Annotated in this window: 14 protein-coding genes; 5 read left to right on the forward strand and 9 right to left on the reverse strand. The window is 65.5% G+C overall.

Annotation, left to right across the window (positions count from 1 at the left end):
• Positions 1–11: 11 nt before the first annotated feature.
• The 6 genes from DDT93_RS00760 to DDT93_RS00785 form a co-directional block, all read right to left on the reverse strand.
• Positions 12–1,730 (reverse strand): AMP-binding protein, encoded by a 1,719-nt coding sequence (locus DDT93_RS00760; RefSeq protein WP_232825338.1) that lies wholly within the window; start codon positions 1,728–1,730, stop codon positions 12–14.
• Complete coding sequence (locus DDT93_RS00765) at positions 1,727–2,722, reverse strand: ABC transporter ATP-binding protein (RefSeq protein ID WP_109463884.1); 996 nt, start codon at positions 2,720–2,722, stop codon at positions 1,727–1,729. Before DDT93_RS00765 ends, DDT93_RS00760 begins: the two co-directional genes overlap by 4 nt.
• On the reverse strand, positions 2,712–3,731 hold the full coding sequence (locus tag DDT93_RS00770; protein WP_109463885.1) for an ABC transporter ATP-binding protein: 1,020 nt from the start codon (positions 3,729–3,731) through the stop codon (positions 2,712–2,714). Before DDT93_RS00770 ends, DDT93_RS00765 begins: the two co-directional genes overlap by 11 nt.
• On the reverse strand, positions 3,728–4,615 hold the full coding sequence (locus DDT93_RS00775) for an ABC transporter permease (RefSeq protein WP_109463886.1): 888 nt from the start codon (positions 4,613–4,615) through the stop codon (positions 3,728–3,730). Before DDT93_RS00775 ends, DDT93_RS00770 begins: the two co-directional genes overlap by 4 nt.
• A complete protein-coding gene (locus DDT93_RS00780; protein WP_109463887.1) occupies positions 4,605–5,525 on the reverse strand; it encodes an ABC transporter permease in 921 nt (306 codons plus the stop codon). Before DDT93_RS00780 ends, DDT93_RS00775 begins: the two co-directional genes overlap by 11 nt.
• A 70-nt stretch (positions 5,526–5,595) precedes the next feature.
• Complete coding sequence (locus tag DDT93_RS00785) at positions 5,596–7,182, reverse strand: ABC transporter substrate-binding protein (RefSeq protein WP_109463888.1); 1,587 nt, start codon at positions 7,180–7,182, stop codon at positions 5,596–5,598.
• 208 nt (positions 7,183–7,390) lie between these two features.
• On the opposite strand from DDT93_RS00785, the gene DDT93_RS00790 reads away from it, so the two are divergent.
• Together DDT93_RS00790 and DDT93_RS00795 are read left to right on the forward strand one after the other, a co-directional pair.
• Entirely contained in the window at positions 7,391–8,143 is a 753-nt protein-coding gene (locus tag DDT93_RS00790; RefSeq protein WP_198654749.1) for a GntR family transcriptional regulator, read from the forward strand.
• Between the two features lie 406 nt (positions 8,144–8,549).
• Positions 8,550–8,852: a GNAT family N-acetyltransferase gene (locus tag DDT93_RS00795; protein WP_109463890.1), complete on the forward strand. Its 303-nt coding sequence runs from the start codon at positions 8,550–8,552 to the stop codon at positions 8,850–8,852.
• Positions 8,853–8,907: 55 nt separating this feature from the next.
• Here the strand turns inward: DDT93_RS00795 and DDT93_RS00800 are convergent, their stop codons facing one another.
• Together DDT93_RS00800 and DDT93_RS00805 are read right to left on the reverse strand one after the other, a co-directional pair.
• On the reverse strand, positions 8,908–9,870 hold the full coding sequence (locus DDT93_RS00800; RefSeq protein WP_232825339.1) for an alpha/beta fold hydrolase: 963 nt from the start codon (positions 9,868–9,870) through the stop codon (positions 8,908–8,910).
• Between the two features lie 5 nt (positions 9,871–9,875).
• Positions 9,876–10,565 (reverse strand): hydrolase, encoded by a 690-nt coding sequence (locus DDT93_RS00805; RefSeq protein ID WP_109463891.1) that lies wholly within the window; start codon positions 10,563–10,565, stop codon positions 9,876–9,878.
• A gap of 321 nt (positions 10,566–10,886) precedes the next feature.
• Here DDT93_RS00805 and DDT93_RS00810 point away from each other — a divergent pair, with 321 nt between their 5' ends.
• The 3 genes from DDT93_RS00810 (at position 10,887) to DDT93_RS00820 (ending at position 13,880) form a co-directional block, all read left to right on the forward strand.
• Entirely contained in the window at positions 10,887–11,132 is a 246-nt protein-coding gene (locus DDT93_RS00810) for a XapX domain-containing protein (RefSeq protein WP_109463892.1), read from the forward strand.
• The gene (locus DDT93_RS00815; protein ID WP_109463893.1) at positions 11,132–12,997 is read left to right on the forward strand and encodes an amidohydrolase; all 1,866 of its coding nucleotides are present in this window, start codon (positions 11,132–11,134) and stop codon (positions 12,995–12,997) included. Before DDT93_RS00810 ends, DDT93_RS00815 begins: the two co-directional genes overlap by 1 nt.
• Before the next feature lie 196 nt (positions 12,998–13,193).
• Complete coding sequence (locus DDT93_RS00820; protein ID WP_157960055.1) at positions 13,194–13,880, forward strand: helix-turn-helix transcriptional regulator; 687 nt, start codon at positions 13,194–13,196, stop codon at positions 13,878–13,880.
• Between the two features lie 2 nt (positions 13,881–13,882).
• Here the strand turns inward: DDT93_RS00820 and DDT93_RS00825 are convergent, their stop codons facing one another.
• A complete protein-coding gene (locus tag DDT93_RS00825; RefSeq protein WP_109463895.1) occupies positions 13,883–14,830 on the reverse strand; it encodes a pirin family protein in 948 nt (315 codons plus the stop codon).
• Positions 14,831–14,834 lie beyond the last annotated feature (4 nt).

A 14,834-nucleotide genomic window follows, 5' to 3' on the forward strand; every position in this document is an offset into this window, starting at 1 on the left:
GTTCCTACCGCTCACAGCAACTTGGCCAACTCGTCTTTCTTGACCTTGCCGGTCGCGGTCATCGGCAGCGCCTCGACCACCCGCACCTCGGGTCGCTTGTAGGTGGCCATCGCCTGCGAGCACCATGCCTCGATCTCGGCGGGGCTGGTCGTCCGCCCTTCGGCCAGTGTCACGAAGGCCACCGGGACCTGGCCCTTGTCGGGGTCGGGTCGTCCGACGACGCCCGAGCCGATGATATCGGGATGACGGCCCAGCATGGCTTCCAGCTCGGCCGGGAAGACAGACATGCCCTTGACCTTCAGCATCTCCTTGCGCCGACCGAGGAAGTGCAGCAGTCCCATCTCGTCCAGCACACCGATGTCGCCGGTATGGAGCCAGCCGTCGCGGATTGCCTCGGCGGTCGCCTCGGGCTTGTTCCAGTAGGAACTCAGCAGCGAGGGCGAGCGGACGCAGATTTCGCCTTCCGAACCCAGCGGCAGAAGCGCTCCGCTCTCGAAGTCGCAGATCTTGAAGTCGGTGCCGGGGCAGGGCATCCCGACGAAGACCGGCTGCTGGTCGAGATCCCAGTCGTCCTTTTGGTAGCCGGTGGTGAAGGTGTCGCAGGTGTGCGTCTCGGTCATACCCCATGCGGCCTCGGCCATGGTGCTGCCCGTGCGTTCGGCCCAGCGTTGGCGGTAGTCGAGGTTCAGCTTCTTCACGAAGGAAGACACCCGCGTGCGCTTGAGCGAGGTAAGGTCGTAGTCGTCGGCCTCCGGGTGGTCGAGGATTTCGACCGCGTTGTCGACCAGCATCCCGGCCATGTTCGGCTTGCGCACATCGACCGCCGACATGAAGGTCACCGCGTCCCACCGGCCCATCAGGATGCAGGTGCAGCCTGAAAAGACCGGGAACAAGAGGCCCATGTCCTCGCCTGCGATCCAGAACAGCGGGTGGAAGCAGATCGAGGTATCCTCGGGGGTCATCCGGGTGCCGATGCCGCAGGTCGTGGCCGCCGTGTAGATCATGTGGCGCTGGGTATGGACGCAGCCCTTGGGCATGCCGGTGGTGCCGCCGGTGTAGTTGAGTGCGGCGACGGCATCGAGATCCGGCTCGATCTGCGGCACGGGGGCAGCGCAGGCTTCGATGGCGCTGATGAAGTCCTCGGCCCCCTCGGCCTTGTCCGGGTAGGAGACGATGGTCGGCGGGCAATGGTAGGCTGGCTCCCCGGGCACCCAGTCGCCAAGGCCGGTCGAGAAGATGCGGCGCACCTTGACCTGATCGCGCACCGACTGGACCAGCGGCACCAGCGCGTCCTGGGCAAGGATCACCTCGGCCTCGGCGTCGTTCAGTTCGTAGATCAGTTCGTGTTCTCGGAACATCGGGTTCACCGGCACATGGACTGCACCGGCCTTGAGGATACCGAAGAAGGCGATGGCGAACTGAGGGCAATTGCCGAGGAAGACGGCGACGCGGTCGCCAGGTTTCACGCCGTCCGCGGCAAGCAGGGCGGCAAAGCGGTCAGAGAGGCGGTCCATCTCACTGTAAGTGATTTTTCCGCCGTAGAAATCATAAAGCACCTTGTCCGGTTGCTGCGCGGCCCAGCGGCGGAGGTACTGCGTCATCGCAACCTCGCCGAAGGGATAGTTCGGTTCGCGCGGGACGCCCTCGGGCCAGTTTTTCTGCTGCGCGGCGTGCACCTCGGCAAGGTAGTCGGCCTCGCTCATGGCGACTGCGGCGGTACTCTGGTTCATGTGGAGGTCCTTTCGAGTTGGTCCGGGCGGAGCGACGCGGGTCTGGGCGCCGGACCGTGGAGAAGATGGCAGCGTGCCCATGCGCCGGGCGCCGAGACATGGCGTTCGGGCTGGACGGTTTCGCATTGGGCGGTCCGCTGGGGGCAGCGGGGATGGAAGGGGCAGCCGGAGGGCACGTTCATGGCCGATCCGATCTCGCCGATGATCACGTCCGTCGGCAGCACGTGGTCCGGGTCGGGGCGGGGCGCCGAGGCCAGCAGGGCCTGCGTGTAGGGATGAGCGGGGGCGCCGAAGACAGCCTCGGTCGGGCCCTGTTCGACCATGTTGCCGAGGTACATGACCCCGGTGGCGTCGCTGAAGTGCTCCACCAGCGCGAGGTCGTGGGCGATGATCAGGTAGGAGAGCCCGAATTCGTCCTGCACATCCGACAGCAGGTTCAGGATCTGCGCCCGGATCGACACGTCCAGCGCCGAGGTCGGCTCGTCGAGGATCACCACCTCGGGACGGACAGCAAGGGCGCGGGCCACGGCGATGCGCTGGCGCTGTCCGCCCGAGAACTCGTGCGGGTAGAGCCGCGCGGCCGTGGTGGGCAGGCCGACAACCTCCAGTGCTTCCTCGACCCGCTTGCGGATTTCGGCGCGTGACAGGTCGCCTTGCGCCAGCATCGGTTCGGCAATGATCTTGCCGACGCGCAGGCGCGGGTTGAGCGAGGAGTAGGGGTCCTGGAACACCGCCTGCACCTCGCGCCGGAACTGGCGCAGGGCGCGACCACGGAGCGAGGAGACTTCGCGCCCGCGGAACCTGACGGAACCGGAGGTCGGGCGTTCCAGCAGCAGCATCAGCTTGGCCAGTGTGCTCTTGCCGCACCCGCTTTCGCCGACAAGGGCAAAGGTCTTGCCGGGTTCGAGCGCGAAGGACACGCCGTCGACCGCCTTGACCACGCCCTTGCGCGTCTCGAAGTGCTTTTTCAGGTCTTGCGCTTCAAGCAGCATGGGGCGCTCCTCCCTCGGCGACGCGCCAGCAGTTGGTGCGGTGCCCCGCGCCAAGGTTCGTTTCGCCGGGATAGGACGCGTGGCACTTGGCGTCGGCGAGCGCGCAGCGCGGGGCAAAACGGCAGCCCTTGGGCATCGCCGTCAGCGACGGCGGCTGACCTCCCAGCGCGTAGAGGCGTTTGCGCTTCTCCCCGAGCTTGGGGATCGCGCTGAGCAGCGACTGGGTGTAGGGGTGCGCCGGGTTGCGGAACAGCTCCTTCGCGGGGCCCTGCTCGACGATCCGCCCCGCGTACATCACCGCGATCCGGTCGCAGATCGAGGCGGCGACGCCCATGTCGTGGGTGATCAGCACGATGGCGACGCCGGTCTCCTCCTGAATCTGGCGGTAGAGATCCATCATCTTGACCTGAATGGTCACGTCGAGGCTCGACGTAGGCTCGTCCGCGATCATGACCTCGGGCGCACAGGCGATGGCCATGGCCGAAACGACCCGCTGACGCATGCCGCCCGAGAACTGGTGGGGATAGTCGTGCAGCCGCGCCTCGGGCGAGGGGATGCGGACCTTGCCCAGCGCTTCGGCGGCACGGGCGCGGGCGTCGCTCCGGGTGCGGGCGATCCGGTGATAGCGCAAGGGCGCGCCGACCTGATCGCCGATGGTGTAGACCGGGTTCAGAGAGGACATCGGGTCCTGCGTCACCATCGAGATTCGCCGCCCGCGCCAGTCGCGCGCGAGTTCCCGGTCGCTGAGCTTGGTCAGGTCTGTGCCTGCGACGACGACTTCGCCCCCGGCGATCCGGCCGCCGGGGCGGGGCAGCAGGCGCAGGAGCGACAGGCATGTCATCGACTTGCCGGAGCCGCTTTCGCCGACGATGCCGAGGGTCTGGCCCTTGGCGACGGAAAAGCTCACCCCATCGACCGGGCGCAGGGTGCCCCGGCGCAGGCGCAGCTCGGTCACGAGGTTGCGCACTTCAAGGGCCGCGGCGGGTTCGATCGGTTCGATCAGGCTCATAGCTGTTTCCTCCGGGGGTCGAGGACATCGCGCAGCCAGTCGCCGAACAGGTTCGAGGCGAGACAGGTCAGCATGATGGCGATGCCCGGCATGGTGATGGCCCACCAGGCGTTGGTGATGTATCCGCGCGCATCGGCCAGCATGACGCCCCACGAGATCTGCGGGGTCTGGATGCCGAGGCCGAGAAAGCTCAGCGAGGCTTCGAAGATGATCACCTGTCCGACCTGCAGCGTGGCCAGAACCAGAAGGGTGTTCACGATGTTCGGGGCAAGGTGACGGGTGAAGATGGTGACAGGCCCGCAGCCCGCGATCCGCGCCAGCGCCACGTACTCGCGTTCGCGCAGCGACAGGATCTCGCCGCGGACGATCCGGGCGTACCAGCTCCAGTAGGTTACCACGATGACGATCACCACGGTCTGGAGGCCGGGGTCGAGCACGGCGGCGAGGATCAGCGCCAGTGCCAGCGGCGGGATCGAGAGCTGGATGTCGACGAGGCGCATGATCACGATGTCGGCCCAGCCGCCGAAGTAGCCTGCGATCATGCCGATCAGGGTGCCGAGCGCACCGGAGAGCACGATGGCCCAGAAGGCGACGATCACCGAGATCCGGGTGCCCGCGATGATCCGGCTCAGGATGTCACGCCCGAGGTTGTCGGTGCCGAGCGGGTGCGCCCAGCTGCCGCCCTCGACCCAGACCGGCGGGTTGAAGGCGGACCTGAGGTCGAGCGCCTGCGGCTGCCAGGGCGAGACCCAGGGACCGATGAAGGCGAGCAGCAGCACGCCGACGAGGATGGTGACGGATATCCAGGGAAAGTCCCGTCCGGGCAGGCGCATGAGCAGGCTGGGGCGGGTGCCTTGCGGCAGGTCGGTGGCGTCAGCGGTCATTGCGGATCCTCGGGTCGATCAGGCCATAGGACAGGTCGACGACCAGGTTGGCGGCGACGAACATGAGCGCGGCGAAGAGCACGCCGGCCTGCACGACGGGGAAGTCGCGGGCGAAGAGCGCTTCGACCACGGTGCGGCCAAGCCCCGGCCAAGCAAAGACGACCTCGACGACGAAGGCGCCGCCCAGCATGGAGGCAAAGTAGACGCCCATCATGGTGACAAGCGGCACGGCGGCGTTGCGGAAGGCGTATTTCCAGATCAGGACGCCCTCGGGCACGCCGACGGAACGGCCCATGCGGATGTAGTCGCTGTCGAGCACGTCGAGCATGGCCGAGCGGACGATCCGGGTCTGCGCCGCGACCGGGTACCAGCCGAGCGCGATGGCAGGCAGGATCACGTGCTTGGGGGTGTCGGCGCCGTAGGCGGGCAGCCATTCCAAGCCGATGGCAAAGACGATGATCAGCAGCAGGCCGACCCAGAAGTTCGGCATGGCCTGTCCCAACATCGCGACGCCCTTGGCGAAGCGGTCAAACCAAGACCCGCGCCAGACCGCGCTCAGCACCCCGAAGGGGATCGACAGCATGAGCGAGAAGACGAGTGCGGCGGAGGCAAGGTAGATGGTGGCGGGCAGCCGTTCGCGTATCAGCTCCAGCACCGGCATTTCCCAGCGGTAGGAATTGCCGAAATCGCCGGTCACGGCATCGCTGAGGAACATAAAGTACTGCTGCCAGATCGGCAGGTCGAGCCCCAGCCGTTCGCGCATCTGCGAGACCATGGCCTCGGGCGCCTCGGGAGGCAGCATCAGGACGACGGGGTCACCGCTCAGGCGGGTGACGACGAATATGATGACAGAGGCGCCGAGGATGCTGAACATCCCCTGCAGCACGCGCCGCAACACAAAACGGGTCATTGGAACCGTTCCTTCCGGTCTCTGAGAGGGACCGCCCGCGCCGGATCGTGGCGCGGGCGGCGGGCAGGCATCAGTTCTGGGTCTTGAGACCGATTTCCTGGAAGTTCCGCCAGAAGCCGGGGTAGGGCCACGGGGTGTAGTCGACCTTGGTGTCGTTCCAGGCCATCGTCACCAGCGGCTGGTAGGTGGTCAGCCCGCCCAGCACGAGTTCGTGCTTGCGCTTGGCAATCTCCTTCAGCTTGGCCACGCGCTTATCCTGGTTCATCTCGCCCGAGGCGTCCTCGATCATCTTGTCGAACTCGGGGTCGTTCACGTGCGAGTAGCTGCCCCAGCCCTTGCCGGGTTCATAGCTGTGCAGGTGACCGCCCCAGGCGATGGTCGGGTCCGCCGGGATGCTCTGGCCCCACATCCACGACAGCAGGCCGCCATTCAACTGGTCGGTCTTCTCGTCGCGGCGGCCAAGGTTGATCCAGGCGCCGTACTCGAGGTTGATCACCTTGCAGCGCACTCCGATGGTGCCAAGGTAGGCATACATCGCCTCGCCCATTTCCTTCATGTTGGGCTCGCGCGGGGTGATCAGGTTGTAGCAGTCGATGTCGAAGCCCTGCGGGTAGCCCGCCTCGGCCATCAGCTGCATCGCCTTGGCCGGGTCGTAGGGGTAGGGCTTAAGGTCCGGGTCGTAGCCCGTGCCATCCTTCGAGACTTCGGCGTAGCGGATGCCCTGACCGAAGAGGACGGTCTCGATGATCGCGTCCATGTCGATGCCATAGGCGATGGCCTGACGCACCTTGACGTTCTGCAGAGGGCCCTCGGGGATGGTGTCCATATCGAGGAACAGGTTGTTGCCCGACGGCATGGCAGCCGTGGCCACGTTCGGTTGCGATTTCACGTCTTCGAGCATCGCCGGGGGCACGTTGTCGATCCAGTCGACCTCGCCCGTCTTCAGGGCCGCGACGCGGGTCAGGTCCTCGGGGATGATCTTGATCACCAGATCCTTGACGGTCGGGTGATGGTCCTTGTTCCAGTAGCCGTCGTAGGCCTCGAGCCGCAACTCTTCCTTGACCTTTCGGGAGTTGAACTTCCACGGGCCGGTTCCCACCGGATGCTGTCCGAAACCTTCCTCGCCGACCTGTTCGAAGTACTTCTTGGGCATGGCCCAGAGCTGGAGGTAGTTGGCGATGTAGGCGGCGTCGGGCTTGCTGAAATGCAGGCGGAAGTGGAGGTCGTCGACGATCTCGAACTCCTCGACGTTCGCCTGCAGGTGCGACCAGCGCGACACATTGGGGTCGGCCTGCCGCTCGTAGGAGAACCTGAAGTCCTCCGAGGTCAGCGGGTCGCCGTTGTGAAAAGTCACGCCCGGTCGGATGTGGACGTCGATGATGGGCTTGTCGGGGTTGCTGTCGTCGATGGACCAGTCTTCGGCCAGCCAGTTCTGAACCGTGCCGTCGGGCATCGGTTTGACCAGCATCTCGAACATGGTGCCGATGAAGTACTGATCGACGCCCGCGGAGTATTTCGCGGGATCCATCGTAGTCGATTCCGCCGCGAGTGCGACGGTCAGCTGTCCGGTCTGTTCGGCGGTGACTGGCCCGGCAACGCTGCCGAGCAAGGCGCAAGTCAAAGCGATAGCGCCCGCGCCCATACGGATACGCGACATTGGTTTTCTCCTCCCTAGCTCGCGAATGCCGGTCCGGGCCTCCCCGCCCGCAACGATTCGCAGGTTAAGCTTAGGGCCGTGGTCCAAATTCAGTCAATTGTTTTCAATTTTAATCTTTCAGTATATAATTCAGTATGTTAATGTTTTCACGTTGAGCGACGCAAGGGAGGGAGACGTGGCCGATCCGATAGCGTTCCGGCGAAGTGCAATGGAAAACTCTGCGCGGGATCCTCTGGCGTGGCGGGGGCACCGCGACCTGCCAGAGCGCATTTCGGACGACCTCACGCGGCGCATCATGTCGGGCGAGTTCACCGGCGGCAGCCGGCTGGTCGAGGCCGACCTTGCGACCTACTACGATGTCAGCAGGGGGCCGATCCGGGACGCGCTGCGTATCCTGACGGCGCGCGGTCTGGCCGAGTTGTTTCCGCGGCGCGGGGCCGTTGTCGCTGCCTTCGACAAGAACGTGCTTGCCGATTGCTTCAACATCCACGCGACGCTCTCCGGGCTCAACGCCCGCTATGCCGCGCTGATGTGGACGCCACCCGATCTGGCCGAGTTCCGCCGCCGGGTCGAGGTCTTGAAGGTGCTGACGCGCGACGAGACCTGCAAGCCCCTCCGCTTTGCGCTTGAATCGGGGCGGATCGGGACCGCGCTCAACCGGTGTTCGAACAGCCCCATCCTGCAGCGCACGATGAAGCAGAGTGCCAATGACATCGTCTGGTCGCTGCTCTGGCGCGAATTCCACGTCGATTTTCACACCGACCTCCGGCGCCGGGAGAACACCGAGATCTGGGAGGTCGTCCTCTCGCATGTCGAGCAGCGCGATGCGCACAAGGCGGACCTCGCGATGCAGGAACTCATCTGCCAGTGCCGCGATGCCGCGCTGGAGACCATGAACCTTGCCGATGAGGGCGAAATCGACCCGCGCCGCCTGTGGCATCCGCCGGTGGAGCTCTACTGACCCACGGCAATTGCCCGGCCCGGCGATGCTCTCCGGGCGCGAGGGGAGCTATGGCTCCACAATCCGCAGTCGGGGGCCTGGTTTTGCTGGCGTTTCTCCAACGGCGGGCGGAACCGACAGCCGGACGCCAGAGAGGCTGGCTCGGACGCAATGCCCCCCCTGCTGGGTCGAACGTTCAAGACCTGCCGGGGCGTGAACCCCAGATTGAACATTGCGGAGACCCCGGGGCACCCGGGGACAGGGAGGACGTTTCGCGACGCTGACGGAGCATTGGAGCCGGGCATCCGGCCCGACGACCCTTGCGGGTCGTCATCCTTCAGCGGGCGCAGCCGTCCGGCAATATTGGCCGGTGACCGGCGCGGGCCACCGCGCCTGTTCCATCGGTCCTGCGTTTGAAAGGCGAGACATGACCGAAGGCACACTGACCATCTCCTATCAGGACAGCGAAACGAAGGGGCGCTACGTCGCCCTGATTCCGGGAGTGGAAGGGGAAGGGGAATTGACCGTGTCAAAGGTCTCGGATGTGCTGATCATCGCGGATCACACCCATGTCCCTGCATCAATGCGCGGAAGGGGCGTGGCCATTGCGCTTGCCGAACGTCTGGTTGCCGATGCGCGCGAGCAGGGGCAGAGGATCGTGCCGCTGTGCCCCTTTGTCCGGTCGCAGGCCCTGCGCCACCCGGACTGGGCTGACGTGATCCAGACCTGACTCCCGAGCGGGCGGAACAGGCGGCGCGCCCGTGGACGCGCCGCCGAGGGAGCTATCAGCTTTCGACGAAGGCCAGCAGGTCGGCGTTCAGTACGTCGGCATTGACCGTGAGCATCCCATGCGAGAAGCCGGGGTAGGTCTTGAGCGTGCCGTTCTTTAGGAGCTTGATCGACTTGTGCGCCGAGTCCGCGATCGGAACGATCTGGTCGTCCTCGCCATGCAGCACGAGGGTCGGGACACTGATCGCCTTCAGGTCGTCCGTCTGATCGGTCTCGGAGAAGGCCTTGATGCCGTCGTAATGCGCCTTGGCGCTGCCCATCATGCCCTGACGCCACCAGTTCTGTATGACGCCCTCGTGGACCGTAGCGCCTTCGCGGTTGAAGCCATAGAAGGACCCGGCGGGCACGTCGCGGAAGAACTGGGCACGGTTGGCGGCAAGCGCGGCGCGGAAGCCGTCGAACACTTCCAGGGGCAGGCCCTCGGGGTTGGCCACGGTCTGAACCATCAGAGGCGGCACAGCCGAGACCAGCACGGCCTTGGCCACGCGGCCTGCCGGTTCGCCGTGCTTGGCGACGTAGCGGGCAACTTCGCCGCCGCCGGTCGAGTGACCGATGTGAACGGCGTTCTTCAGGTCGAGCGCTTCGGCGACGGCAAAGGCGTCGGCGGCGTAGTGGTCCATGTCGTGCCCCTCGGACACCTGAGCCGAGCGGCCGTGGCCACGCCGGTCATGGGCGATGACACGGTAGCCCTTGGAGAGGAAGAACAGCATCTGCGCATCCCAGTCGTCGGAGCTGAGCGGCCAACCGTGGTGGAAGACGATGGGCTGGGCATCCTTCGGGCCCCAGTCCTTGTAGAAGATGTCGACGCCGTCGGAGGTGGTGACGTAACCCATGGTGATGTCCTTCGTGAGGTCTGTGGCCTGTGCGTAGGCCGGGGAGGTGAGGGAAGAGAGGATGGCGAGGCTCGCCGCGCCGATCATGAGGTCGCGGCGGGTGGGGCCAGTGGATCGGGCGGCCATCACGATCAGGCCGGGACGGGGGCGAGGGTCTCGCCGCTGTGCGCGCTGCGCGAGTCGGCCTTGTGGACCATGGTGTAGGCGTAATCGACGCCCATGCCGTAGGCGCCCGAGTGCTCGCGCACGATCTCCATGACCGCGTCGTAGGTGTCGCGCTTGGCCCAGTCGCGCTGCCATTCGAGCATGACCTGTTGCCAGGTCACCGGCACCACGCCGACCTGCACCATGCGCATCATGGCCATGTCGTGCGCTTCCTTGCTGGTGCCGCCCGAGGCATCGGCGACCATGTAGATTTCATAGTCGGTGTCCGCCAATGCGGAGAGGGCGAAGGAGAGGTTGCAGACCTCGGTCCAGAGACCCGAGACGACGATTTTCTTGCGACCTTCCGAGGCGGCCGCGGCGAGGGCGTCGCGCACCTTCTGGTCGTCCCACGAATTCATCGAGGTGCGTTCCAGCAGCGGGTGGTTCGGGAACACGTCGAGCAGTTCGGGGTAGGTCTTGCCCGAGAAGCTCTCGGTCTCGACGGTGGTGATCGTGGTCGGAATACCGAAGACCTTTGCCGCCTTGGCGAGGGCGACGGTGTTGTTCTTCAGCACCTGGCGATCAATCGACTGTACGCCAAAGGCCATCTGGGGCTGGTGGTCGATAAAGATCATCTGGCTGTTCGTCGGGGTGAGAAGGTCGAGTTTGCCGGTCATGTCCGTGGTCCTCTGTCGGGGAATTGTTGGTGTCTGTAGGGGGACTATGCGGGTGTTTCAGTGCTTCGATAATTGGAATAATGTCGATTTCACCATTCCTGGAATCGCAATGGTTGGGGCGGTGTGCGCCTTGGCGTACGCGGTCATGATGAGTTGAGGCGCAATCACAGTATTGAAGGATCGACCGGTTTCAGGCTTTGCTGCAAACGACCGAAGGTGAGGTTTTGCCTGCCCAACCGGGACGAATGTTCAATAACGCTCGCGCCGCCGCAGGCATGAAGAGTGTGACGTTTCCCGTTCGCCGATTCCTGGAGATATCTCATGAAGATTTACCTCGTATCGCTCGGCGCAGGCCTTCTGGTTGGCGTGATCTACAGCCTGATGCACGTGCGCTCTCCCGCGCCGCCGGTGGTGGCACTGGTCGGGTTGCTGGGCATCCTGATCGGTGAGCAGGCGGTGCCGATCTACCGCTGGCTGACCGGCCGTCACATGATCAGCCAGTCCGCGCTTCACCTCTTCGGAGAAATGCCGAGCGCCCACGGCACCAAGGACAAGGAACCCTCCTGATGCATCCCGACCTGATCCTGCACAACGCCGCCATCACGACGCTCGACCCGATGGCACCTCTTGTGCAGGCGGTCGCGATACAGGACGGTCGCATCGCCGCGACGGGCTCGGATGACGAGGTTCTGGCGCTGGCGGGGCCGGGAACGCGGCTGGTCGGGCTCGGCAAGCGCAGCGTGCTGCCCGGGCTGATCGACAACCATACGCATGTCGTGCGGGGCGGCTTGAACTACAACATGGAACTGCGCTGGGACGGCGTGCGCTCGCTCTCGGACGCGATGAACATGCTGCGCCGGCAGGTCGAGATCACTCCGCCGCCGCAGTGGGTCCGCGTGGTTGGCGGCTTTACGGAGGCACAGTTCGATGAGAAGCGGCTGCCGACGCTGGACGAGATCAACACCATTGCGCCCGATACGCCGGTTTTCCTGCTGCATCTCTACGACCGTGCCTTGCTGAATGGCGCCGCGCTGAGGGCCGTCGGGTATGACAAGAACACGCCGAATCCGCCGGGCGGCGAGATCCAGAGGGACGCCAAGGGCAATCCCACGGGGCTGCTGCTGGCCAAGCCCAACGCCGGGATTCTGTATGCGACGCTGGCCAAGGGGCCGAAGCTGCCGTTCGATTACCAGCTGAATTCGACCCGCCATTTCATGCGCGAGCTGAACCGCCTGGGCGTGACAGGCGTGATCGACGCGGGCGGCGGGATGCAGAACTATCCCGAGGACTACGAGATCATCCAGAAGCTGGCCGACGACGATCTTCTGACCGTCCGGCTGGCCTACAACCTCTTCACGCAGAAGCCGAAGGAAGAGAAGGAGGATTTCCTCAAGTGGACCAAGTCGGTGACCTACCGGCAGGGCACCGACTACTTCCGGCACAACGGTGCGGGCGAGATGCTGGTGTTCTCCGCCGCCGACTTCGAGGATTTCCGCGAGCCGCGCCCCGACCCTGACCCCGGCATGGAGGGCGAACTGGAGGATGTGGTGCGCATCCTCGCCGAGAACCGCTGGCCGTGGCGGATGCACGCCACCTATGACGAGACAATCTCCCGCGCGCTCGACGTGTTCGAGAAGGTGAACAGGGACATTCCGCTGGAAGGGATCAACTGGTTCTTCGACCATGCGGAAACCATCTCGGAACGGTCAATCGACCGGGTCGCCGCTCTCGGTGGCGGCGTCGCGGTTCAGCACCGCATGGCCTACCAAGGCGAGTTCTTTGTCGAGCGCTACGGATCGCGGGCGGCCGAGGCGACGCCACCGGTCGCGCGGATGCTGGAGATGGGGGTGAAGACCTCGGCAGGGACCGACGCCACGCGGGTCGCCTCCTACAACCCCTGGGTCGGGCTCTCGTGGCTGGTCTCGGGCCGGACGGTCGGCGGACTGCGCGTCACGCCGGAGCGCAACTGCCTCGACCGCGAGACGGCGCTCCGCATGTGGACCGAAAAGGTCGCCTGGTTCTCGGGCGACGAGGGCCATCGCGGCAGGGTGGCCCCGGGCTACTTTGCGGATCTGGTCATGCCGGATCGGGATTACTTCGGTTGCCCGGAGGCCGAGATTCCCGACATCACCAGCGACATGACCATGGTCGGCGGCCGGGTGGTCTTTGCCAAGGGCGACTACGCCGACCTTGACGAGACCAATGTTCCGCCGGCGATGCCGGATTGGTCACCGGTGCGGCAGTTTGGCGGTTATGCGGGCTGGGGCGCGGAAAACATGGCCGTATCGCGCCATGTCGCCCAAAGCTGCGGTTGCGCCAATTCCTGCGGTGTTCATGGTCACGATCACGCAGGGGCCTGGGGCGCAAGTCTCCCGGTCAGCGACCTGAAGAGTTTCTGGGGCGCGCTAGGGTGCGCCTGCTGGGCCGTTTGAGAAAGGCGCGCCAATGTCCGACCAGGCGATTGCAGATATCCAGAGTGAATTGAAGCGATCGCGGGACAACCTCGGTTGCTCTCTGAACGCGCTGAGGAACAATCACAGCGCCCGGGCCGGTGATCTGACGCTCCTGCGGAAGACGGCGGAGGGCCGGGTCTTCTCCCAGATTTCCACCCCGGCGCAGGAGCGGGGGATGATCCTTGGCATGTCGTTGCAGGCGGGCCACCGGCGGCAGAGCCGCGAAGGCAGCCGCCGGCACGACCGTATCTTTGACCGACATTCCATCTACATCCGCGAGTTCGACGTCGACTATGCCGCGACCGCCGAGGGGGCCTTCGATTTCCTGCTGATCGAACTTCCGCTCAGGACCAGCCTGCGCCTTTCCCCGACGCGCGACGCGACGGATGCCGCGCTCGGGCAGATGGTGGAGGGCATGCTTGGCTGGCTGGCGCAGCCAGAGCTGTTCGACCCGCTGGAGGCGGACGAGTTCGGGGCGCGCCTGATGCTGCACCTCGGCACCACCCACGGAGTGACCCGGCGGTCGCGCAAGCCGACACGCCTGTCTCCCGCACAGGTCGCAAAGGCCAAGGAGATGCTGATGTCGGTGGAGTTTGAAAGCCTCCGCCTCGATGACGTGGCGCAGGCACTGGATCTGCCGCGCAACAGCTTCTTCCGCAATTTCCGGGAAACGACGGGCATGTCGCCCTACCAGTGGTTGCTGGCCGAACGTATCGAGCAGGGGCGGTTGCTGCTGCGGCTCACCGAGCTGCCGCTGGTCGATATCGCGCTGGCCTGCGGTTTCGCGGACCAGAGCCATTTCACGCGCATGTTCAAGCGCGCCCAGGGCCTGAGCCCCGGGCGCTGGCGCCGGGCCGCCTGAGGTCAGATGTTGTCGGGCAGCGGGATGAACTCGTCGGTGTCACCCGGCGGCAGGTGGAACCGGCCGTGGGTGAAGTCGCCCTGGCGCCAGGCATCCTTGGCCGCCTGAATCCGCTCGGGCGACGAGGCCACGAAGTTCCACGAGATGTAGCGCGGGCCGTTCATCGTCTCACCGCCCAACACCATCAGCCGTGCGCCCTGCGCGCCTGCGGTCACGCTGATGTGGTCGCCGGGCCGGAAGACCATCATGCGACCCTCGGGAAAGGTCTCGCCCGCGACCGTGATTTCGCCGCTGGTCACGTAGATGCCGCGGTCTTCCTGATTTTCGGGCAGGGGCAGCTTGGCGCCGGGGGCGAGCACCACATCGGCATAAAAGGTCTCGGTAAAGGTCTTGACCGGCGAGCTCTCGCCCCAGGCCGAGCCGAGGATCAGGCGGACCTGCTTGCCGCCTTCGTCGAGGAAGGGCAGCGCCTCCTTGCCGTGGTGTTCGAACGAGGCGCCGCGGTCCTCGGCGTCCTCGGGCAGGGCCACCCAGGTCTGGATGCCGAACAGGGCGCCGGGCTTGGTGCGCATCTCGTCGCTGGTGCGCTCGGAATGGGTGACGCCGCCCCCGGCAATCATCCAGTTCACCTCGCCCGGGTAGACCATTTGGTCGGCGCCGGTACTGTCGCGGTGGTGGAATTCGCCCTTGTAGAGGTAGGTCACGGTGGCGAGGCCGATGTGCGGGTGCGGGCGGACGTCGATGCCGCCCCCGGTCAGGAACTCGGCGGGGCCCATCTGGTCGAAGAAGATGAAGGGGCCGACCATCTGCCGCTTGGGCGCGGGAAGGGCACGGCGGACTTCGAAACCACCAAGGTCGCGGGCGCGCGGGATGATCAGCGTCTCGATGGCGTCGAGGCTGTCGGGCAGCGCGTCGGGGCAGTCGGGGGATTGGGTGGGGTTCCAGCTCATGGTG

It is taken from the genome of Albibacillus kandeliae, assembly GCF_003116585.1.
GTDB classification, from domain to species: domain Bacteria; phylum Pseudomonadota; class Alphaproteobacteria; order Rhodobacterales; family Rhodobacteraceae; genus Albibacillus; species Albibacillus kandeliae.

Bases quoted from the DNA above. Each gene is read 5' to 3' on its own strand.
- DDT93_RS00760 (WP_232825338.1), bottom strand. From the start codon at position 1,730: ATGAACCAGAGTACCGCCGCAGTCGCCATGAGCGAGGCCGACTACCTT.
- DDT93_RS00820 (WP_157960055.1), top strand. From the start codon at position 13,194: ATGATCCTTGGCATGTCGTTGCAGGCGGGCCACCGGCGGCAGAGCCGC.
- DDT93_RS00815 (WP_109463893.1), top strand. From the start codon at position 11,132: ATGCATCCCGACCTGATCCTGCACAACGCCGCCATCACGACGCTCGAC.
- DDT93_RS00795 (WP_109463890.1), top strand. From the start codon at position 8,550: ATGACCGAAGGCACACTGACCATCTCCTATCAGGACAGCGAAACGAAG.
- DDT93_RS00805 (WP_109463891.1), bottom strand. From the start codon at position 10,565: ATGACCGGCAAACTCGACCTTCTCACCCCGACGAACAGCCAGATGATC.
- DDT93_RS00790 (WP_198654749.1), top strand. From the start codon at position 7,391: ATGGAAAACTCTGCGCGGGATCCTCTGGCGTGGCGGGGGCACCGCGAC.
- DDT93_RS00785 (WP_109463888.1), bottom strand. From the start codon at position 7,182: ATGTCGCGTATCCGTATGGGCGCGGGCGCTATCGCTTTGACTTGCGCC.
- DDT93_RS00800 (WP_232825339.1), bottom strand. From the start codon at position 9,870: ATGGCCGCCCGATCCACTGGCCCCACCCGCCGCGACCTCATGATCGGC.
- DDT93_RS00810 (WP_109463892.1), top strand. From the start codon at position 10,887: ATGAAGATTTACCTCGTATCGCTCGGCGCAGGCCTTCTGGTTGGCGTG.
- DDT93_RS00780 (WP_109463887.1), bottom strand. From the start codon at position 5,525: ATGACCCGTTTTGTGTTGCGGCGCGTGCTGCAGGGGATGTTCAGCATC.
- DDT93_RS00775 (WP_109463886.1), bottom strand. From the start codon at position 4,615: ATGACCGCTGACGCCACCGACCTGCCGCAAGGCACCCGCCCCAGCCTG.
- DDT93_RS00770 (WP_109463885.1), bottom strand. From the start codon at position 3,731: ATGAGCCTGATCGAACCGATCGAACCCGCCGCGGCCCTTGAAGTGCGC.
- DDT93_RS00765 (WP_109463884.1), bottom strand. From the start codon at position 2,722: ATGCTGCTTGAAGCGCAAGACCTGAAAAAGCACTTCGAGACGCGCAAG.
- DDT93_RS00825 (WP_109463895.1), bottom strand. From the start codon at position 14,830: ATGAGCTGGAACCCCACCCAATCCCCCGACTGCCCCGACGCGCTGCCC.